The 25,646-nt window shown below is 65.8% G+C and carries 23 protein-coding genes, 1 tRNA gene and 1 pseudogene; 14 read left to right on the top strand and 11 right to left on the bottom strand.

Annotation, left to right across the window (positions count from 1 at the left end; all coding sequences use genetic code 11):
- Positions 1 to 76: 76 nt before the first annotated feature.
- Positions 77 to 151 (bottom strand) — tRNA-Gly (locus FJ418_RS07870).
- A 262-nt stretch (positions 152 to 413) separates the two neighbouring features.
- On the opposite strand from FJ418_RS07870, the gene FJ418_RS07865 reads away from it, so the two are divergent.
- From FJ418_RS07865 to FJ418_RS07850, 4 genes are all read left to right on the top strand, one after another.
- Entirely contained in the window at positions 414 to 908 is a 495-nt protein-coding gene (locus tag FJ418_RS07865) for a prolyl-tRNA synthetase associated domain-containing protein (protein WP_140864674.1), read from the top strand.
- Positions 909 to 1,029: 121 nt separating this feature from the next.
- Positions 1,030 to 2,022, top strand: a complete 993-nt coding sequence (trxA, locus tag FJ418_RS07860) for a thioredoxin (RefSeq protein WP_140865114.1) — start codon at positions 1,030 to 1,032, stop codon at positions 2,020 to 2,022.
- 276 nt (positions 2,023 to 2,298) lie between these two features.
- Positions 2,299 to 2,970 (top strand): LON peptidase substrate-binding domain-containing protein, encoded by a 672-nt coding sequence (locus tag FJ418_RS07855; RefSeq protein ID WP_140864672.1) that lies wholly within the window; start codon positions 2,299 to 2,301, stop codon positions 2,968 to 2,970.
- A gap of 23 nt (positions 2,971 to 2,993) precedes the next feature.
- The gene (locus FJ418_RS07850) at positions 2,994 to 3,239 is read left to right on the top strand and encodes a Trm112 family protein (RefSeq protein ID WP_140647205.1); all 246 of its coding nucleotides are present in this window, start codon (positions 2,994 to 2,996) and stop codon (positions 3,237 to 3,239) included.
- Between the two features lie 69 nt (positions 3,240 to 3,308).
- Here the strand turns inward: FJ418_RS07850 and FJ418_RS07845 are convergent, their stop codons facing one another.
- From FJ418_RS07845 to FJ418_RS32335, 3 genes are read right to left on the bottom strand one after another with little or no spacing between them, the layout of a single operon-like run.
- Positions 3,309 to 6,644 (bottom strand): error-prone DNA polymerase, encoded by a 3,336-nt coding sequence (locus FJ418_RS07845; RefSeq protein WP_140864670.1) that lies wholly within the window; start codon positions 6,642 to 6,644, stop codon positions 3,309 to 3,311.
- Positions 6,641 to 8,131: a DUF6504 family protein gene (locus FJ418_RS07840; RefSeq protein ID WP_140864668.1), complete on the bottom strand. Its 1,491-nt coding sequence runs from the start codon at positions 8,129 to 8,131 to the stop codon at positions 6,641 to 6,643. The genes FJ418_RS07845 and FJ418_RS07840 overlap by 4 nt, the downstream gene beginning before the upstream one ends.
- The gene (locus tag FJ418_RS32335; RefSeq protein WP_140864666.1) at positions 8,073 to 9,080 is read right to left on the bottom strand and encodes a hypothetical protein; all 1,008 of its coding nucleotides are present in this window, start codon (positions 9,078 to 9,080) and stop codon (positions 8,073 to 8,075) included. Before FJ418_RS32335 ends, FJ418_RS07840 begins: the two co-directional genes overlap by 59 nt.
- A 183-nt stretch (positions 9,081 to 9,263) precedes the next feature.
- On the opposite strand from FJ418_RS32335, the gene FJ418_RS07830 reads away from it, so the two are divergent.
- Positions 9,264 to 9,701 (top strand): metallopeptidase family protein, encoded by a 438-nt coding sequence (locus FJ418_RS07830; protein ID WP_140647199.1) that lies wholly within the window; start codon positions 9,264 to 9,266, stop codon positions 9,699 to 9,701.
- Between the two features lie 253 nt (positions 9,702 to 9,954).
- Here the strand turns inward: FJ418_RS07830 and FJ418_RS07825 are convergent, their stop codons facing one another.
- Positions 9,955 to 10,161: a DUF1737 domain-containing protein gene (locus FJ418_RS07825; protein ID WP_140864664.1), complete on the bottom strand. Its 207-nt coding sequence runs from the start codon at positions 10,159 to 10,161 to the stop codon at positions 9,955 to 9,957.
- A gap of 28 nt (positions 10,162 to 10,189) precedes the next feature.
- Positions 10,190 to 11,068: a CoA ester lyase gene (locus tag FJ418_RS07820; protein WP_140864662.1), complete on the bottom strand. Its 879-nt coding sequence runs from the start codon at positions 11,066 to 11,068 to the stop codon at positions 10,190 to 10,192.
- 545 nt (positions 11,069 to 11,613) lie between these two features.
- On the opposite strand from FJ418_RS07820, the gene FJ418_RS07815 reads away from it, so the two are divergent.
- Genes FJ418_RS07815 through FJ418_RS07800 form a run of 4 tightly spaced genes read left to right on the top strand, consistent with a single transcriptional unit; the run spans position 11,614 to position 16,604 of the window.
- On the top strand, positions 11,614 to 13,149 hold the full coding sequence (locus tag FJ418_RS07815) for a DUF4173 domain-containing protein (RefSeq protein WP_246682976.1): 1,536 nt from the start codon (positions 11,614 to 11,616) through the stop codon (positions 13,147 to 13,149).
- Positions 13,150 to 13,152: 3 nt separating this feature from the next.
- Positions 13,153 to 13,851: a response regulator transcription factor gene (locus FJ418_RS07810; RefSeq protein ID WP_140783192.1), complete on the top strand. Its 699-nt coding sequence runs from the start codon at positions 13,153 to 13,155 to the stop codon at positions 13,849 to 13,851.
- Positions 13,839 to 15,410, top strand: coding sequence for a HAMP domain-containing sensor histidine kinase (locus FJ418_RS07805; RefSeq protein WP_140864660.1), 1,572 nt, complete (start codon positions 13,839 to 13,841; stop codon positions 15,408 to 15,410). The genes FJ418_RS07810 and FJ418_RS07805 overlap by 13 nt, the downstream gene beginning before the upstream one ends.
- Positions 15,411 to 15,437: 27 nt before the next feature.
- The gene (locus FJ418_RS07800; RefSeq protein WP_140864658.1) at positions 15,438 to 16,604 is read left to right on the top strand and encodes an FAD-binding oxidoreductase; all 1,167 of its coding nucleotides are present in this window, start codon (positions 15,438 to 15,440) and stop codon (positions 16,602 to 16,604) included.
- Here FJ418_RS07800 and FJ418_RS07795 read toward each other — a convergent pair.
- The 4 genes from FJ418_RS07795 to FJ418_RS07775 all read right to left on the bottom strand — a co-directional run bounded on the left by FJ418_RS07795 (position 16,582) and on the right by FJ418_RS07775 (position 18,702).
- On the bottom strand, positions 16,582 to 17,079 hold the full coding sequence (locus FJ418_RS07795) for an SRPBCC domain-containing protein (protein ID WP_246682974.1): 498 nt from the start codon (positions 17,077 to 17,079) through the stop codon (positions 16,582 to 16,584). The genes FJ418_RS07800 and FJ418_RS07795 overlap by 23 nt on opposite strands.
- A gap of 93 nt (positions 17,080 to 17,172) precedes the next feature.
- The gene (locus FJ418_RS07790) at positions 17,173 to 17,622 is read right to left on the bottom strand and encodes an SRPBCC family protein (RefSeq protein WP_140864654.1); all 450 of its coding nucleotides are present in this window, start codon (positions 17,620 to 17,622) and stop codon (positions 17,173 to 17,175) included.
- Positions 17,619 to 17,933, bottom strand: a complete 315-nt coding sequence (locus FJ418_RS07785; protein WP_210243147.1) for a metalloregulator ArsR/SmtB family transcription factor — start codon at positions 17,931 to 17,933, stop codon at positions 17,619 to 17,621. The genes FJ418_RS07790 and FJ418_RS07785 overlap by 4 nt, the downstream gene beginning before the upstream one ends.
- A gap of 343 nt (positions 17,934 to 18,276) precedes the next feature.
- Positions 18,277 to 18,702, bottom strand: coding sequence for a GNAT family N-acetyltransferase (locus FJ418_RS07775; protein ID WP_140864650.1), 426 nt, complete (start codon positions 18,700 to 18,702; stop codon positions 18,277 to 18,279).
- A 184-nt stretch (positions 18,703 to 18,886) separates the two neighbouring features.
- Between FJ418_RS07775 and leuD the strand changes: the two genes are divergently transcribed.
- The 5 genes and pseudogenes from leuD (at position 18,887) to leuB (ending at position 23,170) form a co-directional block, all read left to right on the top strand.
- Positions 18,887 to 19,492, top strand: a complete 606-nt coding sequence (gene leuD, locus FJ418_RS07770) for a 3-isopropylmalate dehydratase small subunit (RefSeq protein WP_140647189.1) — start codon at positions 18,887 to 18,889, stop codon at positions 19,490 to 19,492.
- A 71-nt stretch (positions 19,493 to 19,563) separates the two neighbouring features.
- Entirely contained in the window at positions 19,564 to 20,505 is a 942-nt protein-coding gene (locus tag FJ418_RS07765; protein ID WP_140864648.1) for a hypothetical protein, read from the top strand.
- A 480-nt stretch (positions 20,506 to 20,985) separates the two neighbouring features.
- Positions 20,986 to 21,384 carry a RidA family protein gene (locus tag FJ418_RS07760; protein WP_140647187.1) on the top strand — a complete coding sequence of 133 codons (399 nt, stop codon included), beginning with the start codon at positions 20,986 to 20,988 and terminating at the stop codon, positions 21,382 to 21,384.
- Positions 21,381 to 21,730 (top strand): annotated as a pseudogene (locus tag FJ418_RS07755) (VOC family protein). Before FJ418_RS07760 ends, FJ418_RS07755 begins: the two are co-directional and overlap by 4 nt.
- A gap of 336 nt (positions 21,731 to 22,066) precedes the next feature.
- Entirely contained in the window at positions 22,067 to 23,170 is a 1,104-nt protein-coding gene (gene leuB, locus FJ418_RS07745; RefSeq protein WP_140647185.1) for a 3-isopropylmalate dehydrogenase, read from the top strand.
- A gap of 324 nt (positions 23,171 to 23,494) precedes the next feature.
- On the opposite strand, the gene FJ418_RS07740 is transcribed toward leuB, so the two are convergent.
- A complete protein-coding gene (locus tag FJ418_RS07740; protein WP_140864646.1) occupies positions 23,495 to 25,360 on the bottom strand; it encodes a DEAD/DEAH box helicase in 1,866 nt (621 codons plus the stop codon).
- Positions 25,361 to 25,646 lie beyond the last annotated feature (286 nt).

Genomic DNA, 25,646 nt, shown 5'->3' with positions numbered 1-25,646 from the left:
GTATGTCAGCGGCAAAAATGAAAAGGGCCGGATCGATCCGGCCCTTTTTCATAGCGCTTAACTTCCTTGAGGAAATTGGAGCGGGTGAAGCGATTCGAACGCTCGACCCCAACCTTGGCAAGGTTGTGCTCTACCCCTGAGCTACACCCGCTCGCGCGGCCTTGGGCCGCAAGCCGGGCCTATATGGCCGAAGAGCGCGGCGATTGCAACAGGGAAATGACGGTGTTCTTGGAGCGAATTCCTCACGCGGCGAAGTTCGCTTCGAAATGATCGAAGCGGGGCCAAAACCGGGCCGGTTGCGAGTCCCCGGGCAAAGCCGCCGTTCGCCTTGCCTGGAATCGCTGCGGCAGCCTTGCCCCGAGGGCGCCGTTGGCCGTAAACGGCATGACCCCTTTCTGATTGCGCGAGGACCGATGCCGAAGACCGAAGCCGAGCTCAACGAATTTCTTGCCGATCTCGGCATTGCCGTGACGACGGTGCGGCACCCGCCGCTGTTCACGGTCGCCGATTCGCAAGGCCTGCGCGGCGAGATTCCCGGCGGCCACACCAAGAACCTGTTCCTCAAGGACAAGAAGGACAATTACTTCCTCGTCACCGTCGGCGAGGACGCCGTGGTCGACCTGAAACAGATCCACCACCTGATCGGCGCCACCAGCCGGGTGTCCTTCGGCAAGCCGGAAATGCTGATGGAGCTGCTCGGCGTCATCCCCGGCGCGGTCACCGTTTTCGGCTTGATCAACGACACGGAAGGGAAGGTCAAGATCGTGCTCGACCAGGCGTTGATGAGCCACGACGTCATCAACGGCCACCCGCTGACCAATGAGGCGACGACCTCGATCGCCGCCGCCGACCTGATCAGATTCGTCGAGGCAACCGGTCACGATCCTGTTATCCTGAAGGTCTCATGACCTTGAAAGTCCCACTACCTTGAAACTCAGGGGCTGATCGCCACATGGAAGGCGGTTTTTGAAATCCGACAATGACGCGCCGGGCGCCGACGCCCGAGAGCGTGACCGAAAGGGCGAGAATATGAGTGACGACAATCCATATAGCGGCGCGTTCGGCGGCAATGGCGGCCAGTACGCCCAGACGGTGCAATATGGCGGCGGCGACCGCGCCAAGGTTTCGCTCGGCGACGCGCCGGCGGCGGCCGACCTGATCAAGGACACCACGACCGCCACCTTCGCCGCCGACGTCATCCAGGAATCGCGCCGCCAGCCGGTGCTGGTCGACTTCTGGGCGCCATGGTGCGGGCCCTGCAAGCAGCTGACGCCGCAGCTCGAAAAGGCGGTGCAGGACGCCGGCGGCAAGGTCAAGCTGGTCAAGATGAACATCGACGATCATCCCTCGATCGCCGGCCAGCTCGGCATCCAGTCGATCCCCGCCGTCATCGCCTTCAAGGACGGCCAGCCCGTCGACGGCTTCATGGGCGCTGTTCCGGAAAGCCAGATCGCCCAGTTCATCCAAAAGGTCGGCGGCAAGGGCGGCGGCGCGCCGCAGATCGCGGACGCACTTGCCGCGGCGGCCGAGGCGCGTACGGCCGGCGACGTCCAGACCGCGGCCGACATCTACGATGCGATCCTCGAGCAGGCGCCGGAGACGATCGAGGCGGTCGCGGGCCTGGGCGAGATCCTGTTCGATGCCGGGGATGCGGAAGGCGCCGAAGCCGTGCTGGCGCGGGCGCCCGAGGACAAGAAGGACGCGCCGGCGCTGGCGGCGCTGCGCGCCAAGATGACGCTTGCCGCGGAAGCGGCCGCGCTCGGCAATCCGGCCGAGTTCGAGCGCCGGCTCGCCGCCGACCCGGCCGACCATCAGGCGCGCTTCGACCTGGCGATGATCCAGAACGCGCGCGGCGAGCGCAACGCGGCCGCCGACAACCTGCTGGCGATCGTCAAGGCCGACCGGACCTGGAACGACGACGGCGCCAGGGCGCAGCTGTTGAAACTGTTCGAGGCCTGGGGAATGACCGACGAGGCGACGCTCGCGGCACGCCGCAAGCTCTCGTCGCTGCTGTTTTCCTAGAGCGGTTCGGCGTTTCACAGAATCGCCGAACCGCTTTAAAGTTTGGTTTTGCGCAATTCCGGACGGGAGGCTACGGCGACGTCGCCGAACCTGACCGCCAGGCACTTTCGCGGAATTGCCGTGAATTTTTTGCCGGCTGTCGTGGCCGGCAGGCTTGCGCAGCGGGACGTCAGCGCCAGATAAGGGCGGGGCCGGATGCCGATAGAGGCGAGTTTGCCGGTGCGAGAGGAGATTGCAGCTTGATGCGCTTGCCGGCGTTGCTTTGGGAGGGTCGCGGTGCGCGTCGGTAACGCACTCTATCGGCTTGGCAAGGATCTGCCGGCGGCAATCCCGGTGTTCCCGCTTGCCGGGGCGCTGCTTCTGCCGGGCGGCCGCATGCCGCTCAACGTCTTCGAGCCGCGTTACCTGCAGATGATCGACCTGGCGATGGCCGGCTCGCGGCTGATCGGCATGGTCCAGCCCAGCCTTGACGGCGCATTGCGCGATGACGGCGAGCCCGAGCTGTGCAGCGTCGGTTGCGCCGGGCGCATCATCTCGCTCGCCGAGACCGGCGACGGGCGCTACCTGATCTCGCTGCAGGGCGTATGCCGGTTTCGCATCGTGCAGGAGCTCGCGGCAAAGGCGCCGTTCCGGCAGTGCAAGATCAGGCCGTTTTTGGCCGACCTCGAGGAAGACCCGGCCGGCGCCGAGGTCGACCGGCCGGCGCTGCTCAAGGCGTTTCGCGCCTATCTGCAGGCCAACGACCTCGAGGCCGACTGGGAAAGCGTCAGCCGCGCCGAAAACGGCATGCTGGTCAACGCGCTGTCGATGATGGCGCCTTATGGACCGGCCGAGAAACAGGCGCTGCTGGAAGCGCCGGACCTGAAGACGCGCGCCGAGACGCTGATCGCCATCACCGAAATAACGCTGGCGCGCGAGGATGATGAATTTGGGTCAAGCCTGCAATAGGTTGCCGGTACGGGAATGGGTTCATGGCTGACGGACGTGACGGACGGAAGGCCGAGGTCGACCCGAAGCTGCTGGAGCTGCTGGCCTGCCCGCTGACCAAGGGGCCGCTGACCTGGGACCCCGAGCGCAGCGAGCTGGTCTCGCGCGTGGCGAAGCTCGCCTATCCGGTGCGCGACGGTATCCCGATCATGCTGCCTTCGGAGGCGCGCACGATCTCGGCCGAGGACATGCTGGCGCCGCGGACGCCGCGGCTCGGCGGGCCGTCATGAGTGGGCTTGCGCAGGCGGCGATTGCGCTTCTTGCCTCTGCTGCGTTCCCTTTTGTGCTGGAAATCGCTGCTACTGAAAATTCCGCCCCTTCGGCATGACCTGGCGTGCCGTGCCCGACAGCGTGGCGGTATCCTGGCGGACCGGCAGGCCGCGGCTTGCGGCGGCCTCTGATCCAGCCGGCCGTTCGGCGGGGTTATGCTCGATGACCGGGCGGTTGGACTCCAGCAACACGCTCAGCCAGGAGGTCAGATCCTCGATCCGGTCGGCGACGATGTGGATGACGTCCGATTCATGCTGCAGCTTGCCGGTGACGCGGATGAAGCGGGCGCCCATGACGACGGAGCGGAAGCGGTCGAAGACGCGTGGCCAGATGATGACGTTGGCGATCGATTTTTCGTCTTCCAGCGTGAGGAAGATCGCATTGCCCTTGCCTGGGCGCTGGCGCACCAGCACCAGTCCGGCGACGGAGACGCGGCGGCCGTCGCGCACCGACGGCAGGCGGGCATTGGCGGTGACGCCGGCGCGATCCAGCCTTTCGCGCAGGAAGGCGACGGGATGCTCCTTCAGCGACAGGCCGAGCGAGCGGTAATCGTGCACGACATGCTCGCCGAGCGGCATCTTCGGCAGTTTCGTTTCCGGCTCCAGCTCGCGTAAGCCGAGAGCGGGCCGGTCGAACAGCGGCAGTTTCTCGGCGGCGCTCCTGCCGTCGAGCGCCCGCACCTCCCAGAGCGCGGCACGGCGGTCGAGGCCGATCGAGCGGAACGCATCAGCCTGCGCCAATCTCTCGATCTCGCCGACATCGAGGCCCGAGCGCAACCAGACATCCCTGACCGACCGATAGCCATCGCCGCGCTGGGCAACGACGATATCCATGCGCTCCTCGGACAGGCCCTTGATCTGGCGGAAGCCGAGGCGGACGGCATGCGCCGTCTCGATGACGCCGCGCATCGAGGCGTGGCGCTCGAGGATGCGGGACGGATCGAAGGCGGTGGCCTCCAGCGTGCAGTCCCAGACGGAATGGTTGATGTCGACCTCGCGCACCTCGACGCCATGGTCGCGCGCATCGCGCACGAGCTGCGCCGGCTGGTAGAAACCCATCGGCTGGGAATTCAGGATCGCGGCGCAGAACACGTCGGGAAAGAAGGTCTTGAACCAGCAGGAGGCGTAGACCAGCAGCGCGAAGGAGGCGGCGTGGCTTTCGGGAAAGCCATATTCGCCAAAGCCTTCGATCTGCTTGAAGCAGCGCTCGGCGAAGTCTCTGGGATAGCCTTTCTCGACCATCCCTTCGACCATCCGCGTCTCATAGTTGCCGATCGTGCCGGTTCTCTTGAAGGTCGCCATGGCGCGGCGCAGTTCGTCGGCCTCGCCCGGCCGGAAGCCGCCGGCGACAATGGCGATCTTCATCGCCTGCTCCTGAAACAAAGGCACACCGAGCGTCTTGCCAAGGATCTCTTCCAGCTCAGGCTTGGGGTATTCGGCCTTCTCCTTGCCCTGTCGTCTACGCAGATAGGGATGCACCATGTCGCCCTGGATCGGACCGGGCCGCACGATCGCCACCTCGATGACGAGATCATAGAATTCGCGGGGCTTAAGCCGCGGCAGCATCGACATCTGAGCGCGGGATTCAATCTGGAAGACGCCCAGCGTATCCGCCCGGCAGATCATGTCGTAGACGCGCTGGTTCTCCGGCGGGATAGAGTCCAAGCTGTAGGGCCGGCCGTAATCGTCCCGCGCCTGCGGATAGTGCTGCGTGAGCAAGGTCAGAGCGCGCTTCAGGCAGGTCAGCATGCCGAGCGCCAGCACGTCGACCTTGAGGATCTTCACCGCGTCGAGATCGTCCTTGTCCCACTCGACCATCTTTCGCTCCTCCATCGCCGTCTTGACGATGGGCACGACCTCGTCGAGACGGTCCCTGGTGATGACGAAGCCGCCGACATGCTGGGAAAGATGGCGGGGGAAGCCCATGATCTCGTTGGCGCGCTCAAGCACCTGCCTGGACAGCGGATCGGTGCGGTCGAGGCCGCCGGCATTGGCTTCTTTTTCGCCAAGCTCGGAGGTCGACCAGCCCCAGATGGTGCTGGACAGCGCGCTGCGGACATCTTCCGACAGGCCCATGGCCTTGGCCACCTCGCGCAAGGCGGAGCGGCCGCGATAGCTGATGACGGCGGCGGCCAAGGCGGTGCGCTTGGTGCTGTATTTCGTATAGATGTACTGAATGACCTCTTCACGCCGCTCATGCTCGAAATCGACGTCGATGTCGGGCGGCTCGTTGCGCTCTTCCGAGATGAAGCGCTCGAACAAGGTGTCGATGCGTTCGGGGCCGACCTCGGTGATGCCGATGCAGAAGCAGATGATCGAATTGGCGGCCGAGCCGCGGCCCTGGCAGAGGATGTCCTGGCTGCGGGCGAATTTGACGATGTCGTGGACGGTGAGGAAATAGCGGGCATAGTTCAGGCGCTCGATCAAAGCGAGTTCGCTGTCGATACGTTTCAGCACATAATCGGGAACACCGGCCGGATAGCGCCTGACCGCCCCTTCCCGCGCCAGGCGTTCGAGCTCGGCCTGCGGTCCGAGCCCGGATTCGGTCGGCTCGTCCGGATAATTGTATTCGAGGTCGCTGAGCGAGAAGGTGAGCTCGTCGGCGAAGCGCAGCGTCTCCGCCAGCGCCTGCGGGTGGCGGCGGAAAAGCCGCGCCATCTCCAGCGGCGGCTTCAGGTGGCGCTCGGCATTGGCGGTCAGCTCGAGCCCGACCTCGGAAACCGGGGTGTTGAGGCGGATCGCGGTGAGCACGTCCTGCAGCGGTCGGCGGTCGGCGGCGTGATAGAGCACGTCGTTGGTCGCCATCAGCGGGACGCGGGCGTGTTCGGCCATCGACGCCGCCTGCTCGATGCGGAAGCGATCGTTGCCGGCATAATCCGGTGCCACGGCCAGCCGAAGCGCCGCGCCGAAACGATCCTTAAGCCGGCTAATAAACGACAAGCCGTCCTCGGTGCCTGCCGACAGGCCGGGCAGGACCGCCAGCGACATCCGATCGCCCCATTCGAGCAGGTCGCTCAAGCGGAGCAGCGTCGCGCCCTTCTCGTTCTCGTCGCGCAGATTGGCCTGGGTCAGCATGCGGCAGAGATGGCCCCAGCCCTGGCGGTCGCGGGGATAGGCGAGGATGTCCGGCGTGCCGTCGCCGAACACCAGGCGACAGCCGGGATGATAGGCCATCTTCTCCACCCTGGCCTGCTGCCAGGCGCGCACGACGCCGGCGACCGTGTTCCTGTCGGCAAGCCCGATCGAGGCAAAACCGTAGAATTTCGCCGTGACCACCAGCTCCTCCGGCTTGGAGGCGCCGCGCAGGAAGGAGAAGTTCGACCTTATGCCGAATTCGGCATAGGGAATGACGGTCAGCGCGTTCATGCGAACACCCCATGCATGAACCAGCGCGGCGGCGCGGCCTGCGCGGCGCTGCTGTAGAGGCCCTGGCGGTAGAGCCAGTAGCGGCGTCCCTCGCTGTCCTCGATGCGGTAATAATCGCGGGTCGGCGCCTCCTCCTCACCGGGCAGCTGCCGCCACCATTCGGCGGCGATGCGCTCCGGCCCTTCGGCGCGGGCGACGCGGTAGAGCGCGCGCCGCCAGCGGAAATTCATCGGCGGACCTTCCGGGATCTCGGTCGCCGGCACCTCGATCGGCTCGGGCGAGCGGAACAGGCGAACCGGCCGCTCCGGCGGATAGATGGTCATCGGCGGCGCCGTTCGTGGGGGTGCCGCCCGGCCGGCCGCCGGGGCGCGTCTTTGCGGCGCTTCGGCGAAAGGCACGGTTTTGACGGCGCGTTCCGGCAGATGGCTTTCGACGGCCACCGGCTTCAGCACGGCGGCCTCGCCGAGACGGGCGCGGACGCGGTCGGCGAAGAGCGCGATGTCGGCGTCATCGTCGTTCGTCTCGCCGGTGAGGTCGCCCTGAGCCAAGTCGAAGGCCGCGACCGACAGCACGGACAACCGCACGAGGTCGAAGCCGAAGCCGGCGTCGATGGTCTGCTCCAGCGCGGTGAGCCGCTCATGGAACAGTCTTTGGATCAGCCGCGGCTCGCGCATCGGGCGCGAGGTGCCGACGGCGATGCGGCTGACGGCGCCGTCGACGCGGAAGAGAAGCAGCGCCAGCGTGCGCGCGCCCTCGCCGCGGCGTTCGAGGTCGGTCTTCAAGGCGATCGCCAGCCGGCTCACCAGCCGCTCGATGTCGTCGGTGAGCACGACCGGCTCGGCAAGGTGGCGCTCGACCGAGAGCGGCGCGACGGGAAGGCGCGGCGACACGGCCTCGTCGAGGCGGCCGAGCGCCTGGTCGAGGCGCAGAAGCAAGGTGGCGCCGAAGCGGCGGGCGAGCGGCGCGCGGGGCGCGGCCATCACCGCGCCGGCGGTGCGCAGGCCCACACTTTCCAGGCCGACGCGGGTTTCCGGCGTGATGCGCAGCGCCGACAGTGGCAATGGCGCCAGGAGCGCCTCCTCCTCGCCGCCGGCGATGATGCGGTCGCCATGGAAGCGCGCCGCCGCCCAGGCGGCGCCCGGCGTCGAAGCCAGCCCGGCGCGGACATCGAAGCCCTGCTGGAAGAAGCGGGTGAGGATCTCGTCCTGCATGGCGCGCTCGCCGCCGAACAAATGCGTGCAGCCGGTGACGTCGAGGAACAGCCCGTCCTCGCCGTCGATCGCCACCAGCGGCGTGTAGCGGTCGCACCAGTCGGCAAGGCCTTCGAGCAGCCGGCGGTCGGCTTCCGCATCGGCCTCGACCACATCGATCGAGGGATGCATGGCGCGCGCATCGGCGATGCCCATGCCGCGCTTCAATCTGAGCGCCTCAGCCCGCTCGTCGAGGGCCGCGATGCGCTGGGTGTTGTTGTCGCGATGGCTGATCACAAGCGGCGGGTGAGGTGACGGCAGGTGATGCGGGGGCCGGGAACGCCAGGACCTCCCCAGGCGCTGGCGCAGGATCCGCTCCGCGGCCAGATGCGGGAACCACAGCGACAGAATTCTCTGTTCTTTCTGCAAAAGCGTGCTCATTTGGGTTCCACTCCAGTGTGAATTGTCCGGGCAGGGCCGTGCGGCTCTTGCCGATATCGAGTTTGAAGGCGGGGCGGCCGATCGAGCCGGCGAGCGGCCCGGCGACGGTTTCGCGGCTTGCCGCCGCCGCCGCCGAGACGATGAGGCGCACCGGGGCGGCAGTGGGGTCGGCCTCGCCGGCCTGGCGCAGCAAAAGCAGCGGCCGGCCGGCATTCTGGGCGCGGGCGTGCAGCCGGCGCGTGGCGGTGAGGTCGAGCCGCCGCGGACTTCCGCGGATCTCGAGGATGACCGCGGCAAAGGCCGTCATGCGGGCGGCCTCCTCGGCGATCCACAGCGCATCGAGCAGTTTTGGCGCCTCGGAAAACAGCAATTGCTCCGGCTCGATGCCGAACAGGGCGTGAAGGCCCCTGGCATAGGGAAAGCCGGCCTCATGGAAGATTTCCGCCGTCCCGACCCAGAGGATCGGCAGGCCCTGCTTCTCTCTGAGGACCAGGCTTACGAGCGACAGCGCGAAGCCGGCAACGGCGCCGGCATCGCGGGTCTCCAGGCCATGGATTTCGCTGAGCGCCGCCTTGGGCAGGCCGCCGCCGAGGGCGGCGTCGAGGCGACCGATGCCGGTATGCAGGAAGGCGTCCGCCGAAGCCACGGCGAGGCCACGCCGGACGATCGTCCTGTCCGATCGAGTGGCATCCACAATACCACCGGCCGCCGACCCTTCCAGGCGCTCGGGCAGCGTTCCTTCGATCTTCGCGATCTGGCGACGCAGGGCAAAAACAGTGTCCCGCGCCACGGCGCTCATCGCCATGACGTTTACTTCCGACAGCAATTGTTCCTGTTATGTTCCTATAGATTCCAGAGGGTGCCGGAAGAGTCAAGCGGAGTCATAAGGAATTTATTCCTTCGCCCTTTACCCTGAAAGCGAACGCCCAGCCGGCTCATTTGCCTCTATCGGCGCGAAAGCCTATATGCCGGGATCAAAGGAAATTTCATGGCCCGCATCTATAAGACACGCACTTGGCACGACCAGCTCTCGCCGTCGATGGACGAGATGGAGCTTCTGGCGCTGGAGACCTATGCCCATCTGCCGGACGAGTTCCGCAAGCTCACCGGCGAGATCATTATCCAGATCGCCGATTTCCCGACCGACGAGATCATGGACGACCTGTCGCTGGAGACGCCTTTCGACCTGCTCGGCCTGTTCGAAGGACGTGGCATCGCCGAGCGCTGGAACCCGCAGACCGGCGAGGGGCCGAACCGCATCACGCTCTACCGCCGCGCCATACTCGACTACTGGGCCGAGAACGAAGAGACGATGGGCGACATCGTCACCCACGTGCTGATCCACGAGATCGGCCACCATTTCGGCCTGTCGGACGACGACATGGAGCGCATCGAGGAAGCGGCCGAGCAGGCGGCGGCGGGCTGAGCGTGCACTTCGTCATCCTAGGGCGAAGCAAGGAGCGAAGCGACGCGCGCAGACCCTAGGATCCATGCCGTTCCATCAACACCAAACCCGCGGTGCAGAACGGAACGCTTGCCGCCCGACACCCGCAAACGTCCCCTATATTCTGATCCGCTGCGCCTTTCGGCTCAGGTAACGGCATGGATTCCAGGGTCTGCGCGCGTCGCTTCGCTCCTTGCTCCGCCCTAGAATGACGAAGTGGGGGTTGCCGCCCTTTCTACCAGTCGCTCAGCTTGGTGTCCGGGCCGTAGTCCTGGCCTTCGACATCCTTCACCACTGCCTGGCCGCAACGCATCGACTTGGTCTTCTTGTCATAGGCGTAGGTCGGCGAGCCGAACAGGTGCCAGCCCTTGTCCAGCGCCGCCGTCACCTTGTGGCAGAAGGTTGAATCGTCCGGGCCGGACAGAAAGCGGTAGAGTTTCATTTTCGAGCCTGTCTTGAATATCGGCGCATCATGCGCCGATGATTATCGCCTTCGCCAGAAGTTTCTCGGCTTCCGCCAGATGCAGCCGCTCGACCATGCGGCCGTCCATCGCGATCACGCCCTTGCCGGCATTTTCGGGCCGCGCGAACGCATCCCTGATCGCACGCGCCCTGGCCAGCGCCTCGGGCGACGGCGAAAAGGCATGGTTCGCCGGCTCGATCTGGGCGGGATGGATCAGCGACTTGCCGTCGAAACCCATGGCCGCGCCGTCGGCGCATTCGCGCGCCAGGGCGTCGAGGTCGCGAAAATCATTGGCGACGCCGTCGATCACGTCGAGGCCGCCGGCGCGCGCGGCGAGCACCAGTTGCATCAGCCAGGGCATCAGATAGCGCCGGTCGGGCGTCGCCAGGATGCCGGTCGCCTTCACCAGGTCATTCGTTCCGGCAACGAAACAAGCGAGGCGCGACGCTGGATCGCGGCCAAGCTCGGCGATGGCGCCGATGTTGAGCAGCGCCTTGGGCGTCTCGACCATCGCCCACAGTTTCACGCCGTCCGGCGCGAAATTGTCGTCGAGCAGGTCGCCGGCCTCGAGGATGTCGCGCGGCGTGCCGATCTTGGGCAGGAGAATGCCGTCGGGCTCGGCCTTGGCCACGGCCAACAGATCGTCGGCGCCCCATTCGCTGGCGAGCGGGTTGATGCGCACCACCATCTCGCAGCGTTTTTCGCGCCCGACGAGAATGCGGGCAATCTTGTCGCGCGCCGCCTTCTTGTCGGCGGGCAGGACGGCGTCCTCGAGATCAATGATGACGGCGTCGCAGGCAAGCGAAGCGATCTTGGCGAGCGCCTTGTCGTTCGAGGCGGGAATGTAAAGCACCGAGCGGCGCGGGCGGTAGGGTTCCTGAGCCATGGCCGATCTATGCAGGGTGATGGCGGATGAGGCAAGGCGGGGAGTAATCTTCTCCTTGAGGGGCCGCAAGGGTGAGATGCCCGGCAGGGCGGAGGCGCACGCTGTCCTGCCAACCCGTCCTTCGTCATTCTAGGGTCTGCGCGCGTCGCTTCGCGCCTTGCTCCGCCCTAGAATGACGAGGATAGATCGCAGCTTCACGCGCAAGAACCCTCTCTATCGCCTTTGACGGCATCCCAGGGGCTGGCACCGCCATATGCGATGCCGTACTCGAGCGTCTCGGGCGCCGGCGCCAGGCTGTCCTGCACCAAATCTGCAAATCTGTGCGGAAAACCTCCTCCAATCCGCCGCGCGTTCACCGTGCCCGTCGGCGAAACCGGCGGCATGCGAACACCTCACACATCCCGCTGGTTCCTGCCGCGCCGGCTCCGCGACGAAGGCTGGTGGCTCGTCGAGCCGCAAAGGCGGCGCGTCACGGCGACGGTGCTTCCCTTCAGATCGCGGCCGGCATGCGGCGGCGGCATGACAGCAGCCAGGAAGGCCCAGCGATGACGACGATGACCATGATGGCGCCGGCGAGCAAGACATCGCCTGTCCCGAGCTACTGCCGCCGTGTCGGCGCCGCCGCGCTGCTGGTGGCGCTGGCCGATTTTCTTTTCTACGGCCAGCCGGTCGGGATCACCGTCTTCATCTTCGCGACCGTGCTCGCCGCCACGGTCGTCGCCATGCACCCGGCGGCGCTCAGCGACGGCCGGGTCTGGCTGAAGCCGGCCGCGCTGTTCGCCGCGCTGTTGCCTCTCGTCGAAAATGTCAGCCCGCTTTCGCTGCTGGTCGCTGTCGCAGCACTTGCGGTCTTCGCGCTATCGTTGGCCGGGCGGCTGCGCAGCGAACCTGCCCGAATAGCCCGCCAGCTCAGCCTGTTCCTGATCGCAGCGCCCTTCCGCTTCGCCCGCGACTTCTTCCGCTGGCGCAAGGCAGCGCGGGAACTCGGTCAGCGGCGGCTTCAGCTTACGGCGATTGTCGTCTGGATCATGCCCTTGACGCTTGGCGTCGTCTTCCTGGCGCTGTTCGGCGCCGCCAATCCGATCATCGAGCACTGGCTGTCGCTGATCGACCTCTACGCGCTCCTCGAAAAAATTGAGTTCGCGCGGCTGATCTTCTGGCTGATCGTGCTTGCCGGCGTCTGGGCGCTCCTGAGGCCGCGCCTGCCGCGCTTCGCCTTCCGTGTCAGGCGCGTTTTGCCTGCCACGCCCGCAGCGAGACCGGCGAAGGCCGAGGACATCCTCTTCGGCAAGGCGGCCATCCTGCGCGCGCTGATTGTCTTCAATGGCTTGTTCGCGGTGCAGAGTGCGCTCGACGCAACCTATCTCTGGGGCGGAGTCGCCCTGCCCGACGGGATGACCTATGCCGCCTATGCGCATCGCGGCGCCTATCCGCTGGTCGCCACCGCGCTGCTCGCCGCCGGCTTCGTGCTGGCGGCGCTGCGCTCGGGCAGCGAGACGTCCCGGGATCCGCTGATCCGCGGGCTGGTCTATCTCTGGGTGGCGCAGAACATCGCGCTGGTGATCTCCTCGATGCTGCGGCTCGATCTCTATATCGACGTCTATGCGCTCACCTATCTGCGCATCGCCGCCTTCATCTGGATGGGACTGGTGGCGGCGGGGCTGGCCCTCATCGTCGCCCGCATCGCGCTTCAAAAATCCGGCGAATGGCTGCTTTCCGCCAATCTTCTGACGCTTTCGGCGACGCTTTATGCCTGCTGCTTCGTCAACTTCGCAGCAACGATCGCCAACTTCAATGTCGACCATTCCCTGGAAATGACCGGATCCGGCACTCCGCTCGACACGCCGTATCTGCATTCGCTCGGCGCTGTCGCCATGCCGGCGCTGGACCGCTACCACACACACAAGATCGGAATGCCGACCACTTATCTGGCCGACCAGGTGATGATCGACGATTATCTCGCCGAACAAAAGAAGTGGCGCGCCTGGAGCTTTCGCGACTGGCGGCTGGTACGGGTTCTCGACAACAGAGGCCCGCTCGTGCTTCCTCCATCTGCGCAACCGTCCGCACCGGGCCATTGATCGATGCCGCACAATATCCTCGTCGCCGACGACGACCCGCATATCCGCGAGATCATCTGCTTCGCGCTGGAAAAGGCCGGCATGAAGACGGCCGCCGTCGCCGATGGCGCCGCAGCACTCCAGGCGGTCGAGCGCCGCGCGCCCGACCTCATCGTGCTCGACATCGGCATGCCGGAGATGGACGGGCTCGAGGTCTGCCGCCGGCTCAGGCAAAAATCCGACGTGCCGGTGCTGTTCCTGTCCGCGCGGGATGAAGAGATCGACCGCATTCTGGGTCTGGAGATGGGCGGCGACGACTATGTGACCAAGCCGTTCAGCCCGCGCGAGCTGGTCGCCCGCGTCAACGTCATCCTGCGGCGCGCGCGGCCGGCCGCCGCGGAGGAAGAGGCGGACGATCGTGAATTCACGCATGGCAAGCTCATGCTCGTCCCGGCAAGCCATGAAGCAAGTTTCGGCGGCAAGCCGCTCACCTTGACGGCGATCGAGTTCGCGATCCTGAAAGGCTTCCTCGCCCGTCCGCAGCACGTGCTTGGCCGCGACGCGGTGATGGCCAATGCCTATGCCTCCAACATCCATGTCTCGGAACGCACGGTCGACAGCCACATCCGCAACGTGCGGGCCAAGCTGGCCGCGGTCGGCTGTATCGATGCGATCGCGACGGTGCACGGCGTCGGCTTCCGGCTCGGCCGATGCGGTGGTTGAGCAAGGAAAGGTGGCGGCCGCGGCTCGCCACCGTCGTCGTCGTCATCCTGATCCTGGTCATGGCGTTGCCGCTGGTCGGGCTGTTCTTCTTTCGGCTTTATGAGAACCAGCTGATCCGCCAGACCGAGGGCGAGCTGATCGCGCAAGGGGCGGTCGTCGCCGCCGTCTATGCCAGCGAGGTGCGCGCGGCCGGCATCGCCCCGGAAAGACTGGGGGCGCCGGTCTCGGCCGATCCGGCAAGGGACAACAACTATCCCTATGATCCGATCGAGCCGCGCCTCGACCTTGCCTCGGACGATGTCATGCCGTCGCGGCCGGCGGCGTTTCCCGCCACGCCCGATCCCGCCTTCGCGGCAATAGGCGCGCGGCTCGACGGCATTCTCGACGAGACGCAGAAAACGACGCTCGCCGGCTTCCGGCTGCTCGATCCACGCGGCGTGGTGATCGCCGGCGGCGACGAGGTCGGCCAGTCGCTCGGCGAGATCGAAGAGGTGCGGACCGCGCTTTCCGGCGCCTATGCCAGCGAGCTCAGGCTGCGCATCCCCGACCAGCCGACCCCGCCGCTCTATTCGGTCAGCCGCGGCACCAAGGTCCGCGTCTTCGTCGCCATGCCGGTCGAGCTCGACGGCCGGGTCGCCGGCGTCGTGTACCTGTCGCGAACGCCGAACAACATCGTCAAGCACCTCTATGGCGAGCGCGGCAAGGTGACGTTGGCGGCCATCGCCATCCTCGGCGGCACACTTTTGATCGCGCTGGTGTTCATCCGCACCGTCAGCCGGCCGATCTACGCGCTGATCGACCGCACGAAGCGCATCGCCGCCGGCGACCGCGACGCAATCAGGCCGCTCGACCATCACGGCACGCGCGAGATGGCGGCGCTGTCCGCGGCCTTCCTCGACATGGCGCAAAAGCTGCAGGCGCGCTCCGACAGCATCCAGACCTTCGCCACCCATGTCTCGCATGAATTGAAATCGCCGCTGACGGCGATCCAGGGCGCGGCGGAGCTGCTCAGGGATTCCGGCGGCGCGATGGACGAGGCCGAGCGGCGGCGCTTCTCCAACAACATCGTCACCGACGCCGGGCGGCTCAATCTCCTGGTGCGCCGGCTGCTCGACCTGGCGCGCGCCGAGAACCTGGAACCGAGCGGCGACAGCACGACGCTCAATGCCGCGCTCGCGCTGCTGCCGGTCGATACAAGGCTGGAGGCTCGTATCGAGGCCGGCGGCGACATCGGGCTCGGCATCTCGGCCGAGAATCTCGGCATCGTGCTCGCCAACCTCATCGACAACTCGGCGAGGCATGGCGCCCGACAGGCGGCGATCCATGCCTCAGCCGATGGCGAGCGCGCGTCGGTCCAGATCGGCGACGACGGCGACGGCATCTCGGCCGCCAACCGCGCCAGGATCTTCGAGCCGTTCTTCACCACGCGGCGCGAGTCCGGCGGCACCGGCATGGGGCTCGGCATCGTACTGGCCCTCCTGAAAGCGCATGATGGCACGATCAGGCTGGTTGACTCCGAGCGCGGCACGCGCTTCGAGATCGACTTGCCGGTTGCGTGAAGACGCGACCGAATGATCGGAGAAAAAATGCGCTACGACATCGTCATCATCGGCGGAGCCATCGTCGGGTCCTCGGTCGCCTACTATTTGCGCGAGGAGGGCTTTACCGGCTCGATCGCGCTGATCGAGCGCGATCCGCAGTTTCCGCACGCGGCGACGACCTTGTCGCTCGCCTCGATCCGCCAGCAATTCTCCATCCCGGAAAACATCCGCCTGTCGCAGTTCACGCTGAAACTGTTCCGGCGGCTGAAGGAGATTTTCGGCGCCGACGCCGATATCGGCTTTCGCGAGGGCGGCTACCTTATCCTCGCCGGCGAGGCCGGCCTGCCGATCCTCAAGTCCAATCACCAGACGCAGGTCGCCGAGGGCGCCGATATCCTGCTCGAGGACGCCGGGCAGCTGGCGCGCCGCTTCCCGTGGCTGTCGGTCGAAGGCATCACCGCCGGCGCCTTTGGCCGCAGCGGCGAGGGCTGGTTCGACGCGCATGCGCTGCTGACGCTGTTCCGCAAGGCGCTGCGCGACAAGAAGATCGATTTCATCACGGCATCCGTCACCGGCATTGCGCGCGACGGCAATCGCGTCACCAGTGTACGCCTCGACAATGGCGAGACGCTGGAAGCGGGCATTGTCGTCAACGCCGCCGGGCCGAATGCCGGCAAGGTGGCGGCTTTCGCCGGGCTTGCGCTGCCGGTCGAGCCGCGCAAGCGCAACGTCTTCGTCTTCGAGGCGCGCGAGAAATATGCCGACATGCCGCTGCTGGTCGATCCAAGCGGAATCTATGTGCGGCCGGAAGGCTCCGTCTACCTCACCGGCGGCGCCGAGCCGGAGGAGGGCGATGTCGCGCCCGACCCGAAGGATTTCGACGTCAACTGGCCGCTGTTCGAAGAGGTGGTCTGGCCGACCTTAGCCGCCCGCATCCCGGCTTTCGAAGCGATCAAGCCGACGCGCGCCTGGGTCGGGCATTACGACTACAACACGCTCGACCAGAACGCGGTGATCGGACCGCACCCGGAGGTCCAGAACTTCCTCTTCGCCAACGGGTTCTCCGGCCACGGCCTGCAGCAGGCGCCGGCAGTGGGGAAGTCGATCGCCGAGTTGATCGTGCATGGCGGGTACAGGACGGTGGACTGCAGGGCGTTTGGATATGAAAGGGTGGTGGAGGGAAGGGCGTTCAGGGAATTGAATGTGATCTAGCGTCAGCGCTCCCTTCCCCCACAAGGGACAAAGGGGGGGAAGGGACGGCCGCGCCGGCAAAATAGCCCTGCAGCCACCCAAGCACCCGCGCCCAGCCTTCGGCATGTTCCGCCGCCGCATCCGGGAAACCCGCGAAGCCGCCATGGCAGACGGTGAGCCGCGTGTCGCCGCCGATCGGCTCCAGCAGATAAGCCACCGTCGTCTCGTGATGCCCCAGCGCCGGATGGTCCCAATCGTAGCGCCGCGTCTGCACGATGCGGCGCGGCATCTCGATTTCGAGGAATTTTCCGCCGGCGGGGAGGTGTCTACCGTCGGCGGCCTGCACCGTGACGTTCCAGCCGCCGCCGACACGCAGATCGGCGGACCAGTCGGTCATGCGGTAGGTTTCGGGCGAACCCCACCAGCGCTCGACTTCACTGGTGACCAGCGCCGCGATAACCTCGCCCGGCGAGGCGCAAAGCTCGGCCGAGGCCATGACTGTGTCTGCATTCGCCATGGCTTGCGGTAACGACAAGTGAAGCATCAGATTCAACTCCACCAAGGATTGTCTCGTATCCGAAACGAACGTTCACCCCTTTGACGGCGGGCGCTCGAAACCCTTGCCGGTTTCAAGCAGGCTCTTGAGGCTCGCCAGAACCAGCGGCCAGCCCTTGGAGACGTTCGGGATCAGCCTGTGCGGGCCGTCGGCCTCGTGGATGACGGCGAGCTTCATCAACTCGCCGTCGGGCTCTATGGTGAAGGTGCAGCGGGTGTAGCCGTCCTCCTTGACCTCGGGCATCCATTCGTTGCGCCATTTGATGACCAGGCGTCTTGGCGGGTCAACCTCGAGGATCTCGCCCGAGTCGGCGACGCGCCCGTCGGGGAAGACCAGTTTCCAGCTCGAACCGACCTTCCAGTCGCTCTCCTGATGGGAGCAGAGGAAGAACTGCCGGTTGAACTCGGGATCGGTCAGCGCCTGCCAAAGTTTTTCAGGCGTCGTGCGGATATAGGTGACATAGACAAAGCTGTTCTCGCTCACGGCTCTTCCCTTTCAAGGCGTTGCTTCAGGTGGCTGAGGGCAGCAAGCCGCCCCCGCTCGAACTTGCCGATCCAGCGCTCGGCGATCTCGTTGATCGGAACGGGGTTGAGGTAGTGCTCCTTCTCGCGGCCGCGGCGCATGGTGGTGACGAGGTTGGCCTCCTCGAGGATCGCCAGGTGCTTGGTCACCGCCTGGCGCGTCATGTCCATATGCTCGCAGAGCGCGTTCAGCGTCTGCCCGTTCCGGGCATGGAGACTGTCCAGCAATTGCCGGCGGGTCGGGTCGGCCAAAGCGCGAAAGACGGCATCCATGCTCATGGCTCTAATATGCAACTATTTGGTTGCATGTCAAGCGGTGGCAAAAATATTCTGCCGCCTGATGACTGCTTGCCTAAGTTTTCTTGCTTGCCGGATTGTGCCTGTCTTGAGGTGGCTTCGCTTTTGAGCAGCGCCTTCCCCCACTCCGTCGCTGCTTCGCAGCGCCACCTCTCCCCCCTCCGGAGGGAGAGGAAGGGAGCCAGGGTCGGCGAACTCGCACGGTTCCTCTCCCCCGTCGATCGAGGGAGAGGTGTCGAGCGAAGCTCGACGGAGTGGGGGTCGATCTGGCTCGCCGGTTCCAGGCAGGAGTCGGCTCCGATATCGGTGGCGGTTCAGGTCAGCTTTTGCGGGAGAACCAGAAGGCGTCCGCCATGCGCGTCATGCCGATGCGCTCGTAAAAGCCGACGGCGTCGGGCATCGAGATCAGGCTGATGGCGACCGAAGGCCCGAGCTGCCGCTGCGCCTCGTCCATCAGGCCCTTGCCGACGCCGAGACCCTGTGCCGAGGCGGATACTGCGAGTTCGGAGATGTAGCAGACCCAGGAAAAATCGGTGATGCCGCGCGCGACGCCGATCAGCGGCTTGCCCTCGATGTCGAGCCGCGCTGTCAGCACCAGATTGGCATTGCCGAGCATTGTCTTCAGGCGCGCTTCGTCGTCAACGGGCCGTGTTGCACCGAGGCCGGATTCGACCAGCACACGGCGGAATTCGGCGACGTCGAGGGCAGGCTCGCTGGCGTAAAGGACTTTGGAAGGCTCAACCATGATCGCAGACTGCACCAGCCGGCCAGGATTTCGAAGCCGTTTTTTAGGTATTGCAGCTCCGGCGCGCATGCCATGCTCGACTTGGCCCAAGGCCCGCGCACGAACAGTTGCCTTTCATTTGCCGCCGGCTTTGTGTAAACCGTCCGGCAAAATTCCCCGCAAGCCAAGAAGACGGGCAAGGATCATGGATAAATTCACCAAGCTCACCGGCGTCGCCGCGCCCATGCCGATCGTCAATGTCGACACCGACATGATCATCCCGAAGGATTATCTCAAGACGATCAAGCGCACCGGGCTCGGCACCGGGCTTTTCGCCGAGATGCGCTACAATGAGGACGGTTCGGAGAACCCGGATTTCGTGCTCAACAAGCCGGCCTACCGCAAGGCGCAGATCCTGGTCGCCGGCGACAATTTCGGCTGCGGCTCGAGCCGCGAGCATGCGCCCTGGGCGCTGCTCGATTTCGGCATACGCTGCGTGATTTCGACCTCGTTCGCCGACATCTTCTACAACAACTGCTTCAAGAACGGCATCCTGCCGATCACCGTCAGCCCGGAAGACCTCGACAAGCTGATGGACGACGCCTCGCGCGGCTCCAACGCGACGCTGTCGATCGATCTGGAAGCCAAGGAAATCCGCGGGCCGGACGGCGGCGTGGTGACGTTCGACCTCGACGACTTCAAGCGCCATTGCCTCTTGAACGGCCTCGACGACATCGGGCTGACCATGGAGAAGGCCGGCGCCATCGCATCCTTCGAGAAGAAGAATGCCGAGCAGCGCCCCTGGGCCTGAGCACCTAAGCTATATCGATAGGCCCCGGCCATGGCAGGCCGGGTTCGTGGCGGCTGAATGGAGGGACAGTCATGACACGCTCGCTTCTGGCTGCTTCGGTGGCACTCGCTCTCGCCACAATCGGCGCGAATGCGCAGACCGCCGCGCCGGCCACGCAGCCGACGCCCGCGACGTCCGACCAGCCGGCCGCCGATCAAGGCGCGTCCGACCAGGGATCGGGCAGCGACCAGGCCGCGTCGGATGACGACAAGCAGGCGCCGATCCCGTTCGAAGGCGGCCAGCTCACCATCACTCAGCCGGAGCAGGACGGCGAGAAGGTGCTGTCCTATGACGGCAAGCAGCTGGCCAGCAATTACGACGTCTTCTTCGACAGGATCGTCAAGATCGGCGACGTCAACGTGGCGCTGGTCGATGTCGGCGACGGCGGCAACCAGTGCGGTCCGGCCAAGGTCATCGTCTGGAAGCCGAAGGACGGCGAGATCCAGACCACCACGGTCGAGCAGGACGAATGCGGCGCGCCGCCGGCGGCAGTCTCCGACAGCGCCATCTATTTCGTGCCCTATCTGCTGCCCGGCGATTCCAAGCCGGCGCTGCAATGGTCGCCCACGGAAGGGCTGACGACCTCCGGCAACCTGACCTACACGCCCGAACCCGGCACCGGCTGGAAGGACGTCGACCCGTCGAAATACGACAACATCATCGACGCCTTCCACAACGAGGCCGTCTACAAGGCCGGACAGGCGCTGCTGGGCGACGACATGCCCGACATGGCGACCAGCCTGCTGGTCGGCGGCGGCACCGAAAAGACGGCATCGGGCGCCTTCTACGCCACCGGCTGCGTGCCGCATGACTGCGGCGGCAATGACGGCTTCATGGCCGTCGACCCGGCCAAGCAGAAAGTCTATTTCGCCCGCCGCGGCGACAATGGCGAGCCGCAGGCCTGGCCACCGGTCAAGGACTGGCCGGACGACATCAAGAAGGCCTATGACGACGCGCAAGGGTCGGGGAATTAAGGTATGCTGATATTCAGGTGAGGCCGGCCTGCAAGTGGCGGCCTCCTGCGCTTCCGGTGCTCACGTACTTAAGTACGCTCCGCTCCGGTTCTGGGCAGCCACCACTTTCGACTCGGCCTGACCTGAAGCTCAACATACCTTAGACCGGTGTCTTGCTGACCACCCGTCAGCTTCGCCATCCTCGGGCGGAGCGACGCGCAGCGGAGCGCAGACCCGAGGATCCATGCCGTAACGGTTGCCGCAGAGTGCATCGGAGCAGAATTCTGCACCGCTGGCGGCGCTTCGACGTCACGGCATGGATTCCAGGGTCTGCGCGCGTCGCTTCGCTCCTTGCTCCGCCGTGGAATGACGACCGGAGGAAGGCCCAAACCAATCTCCAAGGCTTGCGCCTGCCTTCGTGACAATGCTCCGCCCGGCTTGGCCCACGATCTGCGCCGCTCCGCCTGCTAAATTCAGGCCTGCAACCCAACGAGGCCGCCCATGCGCAAGCTCATCTCCACCGGCTCCCCCTTCGAGAAGACCGCCGGCTATTCGCGCGCGGTGGTGCAGGGCGACTGGTGTTTCGTCTCGGGAACGACCGGCTACGACTATGCCACCATGACGATGCCGGATACGGTCGAGGCGCAGACGCGCAATTGCCTCGCGACCATCGCCAAGGCGCTGGCCGATGGCGGCTTCGACATGGCCGACGTGGTGCGGGCGCATTACTACATCACCGACCAAGCCTTCGTTGACGTGGTCTTCCCGATCCTCGGCGAGGCGTTCGGCGACATCCGCCCGGCGGCGACGATGATCGTGTGCCAGCTCAACAAGCCGGAGATGAAGATCGAGATCGAGGTGACGGCGCTGCGGCGCACGGCACAGGGGCCGGAGCGATGACTGTCCGGCGCATCGTAGCCAACATCGCCACAAGGGACATCGCGGCGGCGAAGCGCTTCTATCATGACGTGCTTGGCCTCGACATCCTCATGGATCAAGGCTGGATCGCCACCTATGGCTCCGAGGAACGGATGCAGGCGCAGGTGAGCTTCATGGCCGAGGGCGGTCAGGTACGCCGGTGCCGGACCTTTCGATCGAGGTCGACGATGTGGATGCGGCGCTTGCGGGTATGAAGGCCGCCGGCTTCGCCGTCGAATATGGCCCGGCTGACGAGCCCTGGGGCGTGCGGCGCTTCTATGTTCGCGATCCGTTCGGCAGGCTGGTGAATATTCTGTCGCATCGGTAGGCGCTGCCGGTCTTCTTTGAGACGCTGGCGGGACAGCACCCCTCTCTGTCCTGCCGGCTTTCGTCGCTCGGAAAGCCAAGCAATTGGCTTCCCGTCCGCTGCGCGGACCGCTCCTCAACCCCCGCAAGGGGGGAGATTGGCAGCTTGGCCGCCCCGCTCCTCTTTTTCAACGTCGGCGATTGGCGAAGGCCGAAGTGCATCGATCTCCCCCCTTGCGGGGGAGATGCCCGGCAGGGCAGAGGGGGGTGTGAAGGATCTCGGCGCTCGTCCCCTTGCGCCGCAAGCGCTTGCCGTTTAGCAAGGCGCCGGTTCAATGCTCTCACCGGACGGTTCTCCATGGCTTCGAAAAATCTCTTCCTGCTCGCCGGCGACGGCATCGGCCCCGAGGCCATGGCCGAGGTGAAGAAGCTGATCAAGGCCATGAACGACAAGCTCGGCAGCGGCTTCGCCACCGACGAGGGGCTGGTCGGCGGCTGCGCCTACGACGCGCATGGCGCGGCGATCTCCGATGCAGACATGGCAAAGGCGATGGCGGCGGATGCGGTGCTGTTCGGCGCCGTCGGCGGGCCGAAATGGGATGCCGTGCCTTACGAGGTGCGCCCCGAGGCCGGCCTGCTGCGGCTGCGCAAGGACATGGAGCTGTTCGCCAACCTCAGGCCCGCGATCTGCTACCCGGCTTTGGCCGCCTCTTCCTCGCTCAAGCAGGACGTGGTCGAGGGCCTCGACATCCTGATCGTGCGCGAGCTCACCGGCGGCGTCTATTTCGGCGAGCCGAAACAGATCATCGATCTCGGCAACGGCCAGAAGCGCGGCATCGACACCCAGGTCTACGACACGTTCGAGATCGAGCGCATTTCGGGCGTCGCCTTCGAGCTGGCGCGGACGCGCAAGAATCACGTCACCTCGATGGAAAAGCGCAACGTCATGAAGTCGGGCGTTTTGTGGAACGAGGTGGTCAGCCAGACGCACAAGGCCAGATACAGCGACGTCAAGCTCGACCACATGCTGGCCGACGCCGGCGGCATGCAGCTGGTGCGCTGGCCGAAGCAGTTCGACGTCATCGTCACCGACAATCTGTTCGGCGACATGCTCTCCGACATCGCCGCCATGCTGACCGGCTCGATCGGCATGTTGCCGTCGGCCTCGCTCGGCGCGCCGGATGTGAAGACTAAGAAGCGCAAGGCGCTCTACGAGCCGGTGCACGGCTCGGCGCCCGACATCGCCGGCAAGGGCATCGCCAACCCGATCGCCATGATCGCGTCCTTCGCCATGTGCCTACGCTATTCCTTCGGTATGGTCGCCGAGGCCGACAAGCTCGAAGCGGCGATCGCCGCCGTGCTCGACGACGGCCTGCGCACCAAGGACATCTTCTCGGAAGGTATGAAGGAAGTCGGCACCACCGAAATGGGCGACGCCATCATCGCCAAGTTCCTGGGGTGAAACCAGCCGGTCAGCCCGACGTTGCGGGAGCCGGCAGCCACCACGCCTTCGTCATTCCATGGCGGAGCAAGGAGCGAAGCGACGCAGCACAGACCATGGAATCCATTCCGTGACCTATGAGCGTCGCAGCGGTTCAGAAAAAGCCTTCGTTCCGCACCGTTGCGACTCTTCGCGCGAGGTCACGGAATGGATCCTCGGGTCTACGCGTCCGCTTCGCTCCCGCTCCGCCCGTGGATGACGAAGTTCGGACGCTTCAGCTAATCTCCGAGGTTGGCGATCTACCCGGCGCTCGCCGCGGGTCGGCTTCCAACTTCCGTCGCGATCTTACGCTGGCCGCTTCTTCTGCTTCTTGCGCTTTGCCGACTGGTCGGATTTCGGCTTGTCGAACTTCGCCTTTGCCGGCTTCTTCGCGCAGGGTTTCGCCTCGCCGCCAGGCTGTCGCTCGCCCGGTTCCCGCTTCTCGAATCTGGGGCTCTTCTGGTCGAAAGCACCCTTGCCGCGATGCGGCTTCTTGTCCGGCTTCGGCGGCTGGTAGCCGGCGCGCGACAGGTCCGGCGTGCCGTCGATCCGCCTGACCGCGATGTTGCCCTGCAGCTTGCGGTCGGGGCCGATCGCGGCGACGAATCGGTCGGCCCAGTCGGCGGCGATCTGCACGAAGGTCTCTTCCGGCTGCATCTTGATGGCGCCGATCTCGCGCTTGGACATGCCGGCGGTGCGGCATAGCATTGGGATCAGCCAGCGCGGCTCGGCATTCTGGCGGCGGCCGACCGAAAGCGAGAACCAGACGCTGTCGCCGAAATCGTCACGGCGGCTGGGTGTTTCGTCGCGGCGCGCGAATTTCTCGCCCGCCAATCTTTCATGCGAAGGCGTGAACGACGCGACGTCGAGCAGGTCCTCAGGCGCCGAGCGGCTGCTGCGGCAAAGCCGCACGAAGGCCGCCGCCACTTGTTCGACGCCGTGCTGGTTGAGCAGCGTCTCGATGAAGGAGCGCTCCTCCTCGTTGATCGGTTCGGCAAGCGCGGGGTCGGCCAGAATGCGCTCGTCGTCGCGGCGCAGCACATCGTCGGCCGAGGGCGGGCTCGCCCATGTCGCCTTGATGCCGGCATTGTGCAGCAGCCGCTCGGTGCGCCTGCGGGCATTTCCAGGAACGATCAGGGCGCTGACGCCTTTGCGCCCGGCGCGGCCCGTGCGACCACTGCGATGCAGCAGCGTCTCGGGGTTGGTCGGCAGATCGGCATGCACCACCAGCTCGAGATTGGGCAGGTCGATGCCGCGCGCCGCGACATCCGTTGCGATGCAGACTTTTGCGCGGCCGTCGCGCATCGCCTGCAGCGCGTGGCTGCGCTCGTTCTGGCTGAGCTCGCCCGACAGCGCCACGACGGAGAAATTGCGGTTGTTGAAGCGCGCCGTCAGGTGGTTGACCGCCGCGCGTGTGTTGCAGAACACCAGCGCGTTTTGCGCCTCGTAGTAGCGCAGCACGTTGATGATGGCGTTTTCCCGGTCGGCCTGGGCAACGCTGAGCGCTCGGTATTCGATGTCGAGATGCTGCTTTTCCTCGCCGCCGGCGGAGATCCGCACCGCGTCGCGCTGGTAGCCCTGGGCGAGCGTTGCGATGGAGCGCGGCACGGTGGCGGAAAACATCAGCGTGCGGCGCTCGGGCGGTGCGGCATCGAGGATGAATTCGAGGTCTTCGCGAAAACCGAGGTCGAGCATCTCGTCGGCCTCGTCCAGCACCACGGCCTTCAGCGCCGACATGTCGAGCGCGCCGCGCGTGATGTGGTCGCGCAGCCGCCCGGGCGTGCCGACGACGATGTGGGCGCCGCGTTCCAGCGCGCGCCGCTCGGTGCGCATGTCCATGCCGCCGACGCAGGAGGCGATCTGCGCGCCAGTCAGTTCGTAAAGCCATTCGAGCTCGCGCCGCACCTGCAGCGCCAGCTCGCGTGTCGGCGCCACGACCAGCCCCAGCGGCGCGCCGGCGCCGGCGAAACGCTCAGCACCGCCAAGCAGGGTCGGCGCCACGGCGAGGCCGAAGGCGACGGTCTTGCCGGATCCGGTCTGCGCCGAAACCAGCGCGTCGGCCTGGCCGAGCTCCGTCTCCAGCACCGCCTTCTGCACCGGCGTCAGCGCTGAATAACCGCGCTTTTCCAGCGCCTCCGCCAGCGCAGGAACGATCGTTTCGAAACTGGACATTTTCTTCTTTCGGAATTCGGGGTTCTGTGCTCGTCGTGGAGCACAAGGCCGGCACTGCGCCAGCCAAAGGATATTTGGGCGTTCGTACTTCTTGCGGCCTCACTTGTATAGTGCATCGGCTCCACCGGGACCGCGACCATGCTGTGCCGGCTGGCGAAACCGCTCGCGAGAGCGCCCCTCTCCCCGTCACTATACGGGGAGAGGATGCCGGCAGGCAGGTGAGGGGCAGCGCGACCGCTGATAGGTAAGGCAGGGGCGAGGCTTCAGGCCTCACTTCCGGACGAGC

Source organism: Mesorhizobium sp. B2-8-3 (genome assembly GCF_006440815.1).
In the GTDB taxonomy this organism is placed as follows: domain Bacteria; phylum Pseudomonadota; class Alphaproteobacteria; order Rhizobiales; family Rhizobiaceae; genus Mesorhizobium.
This window is presented reverse-complemented; position numbering and strand designations above follow the sequence as displayed.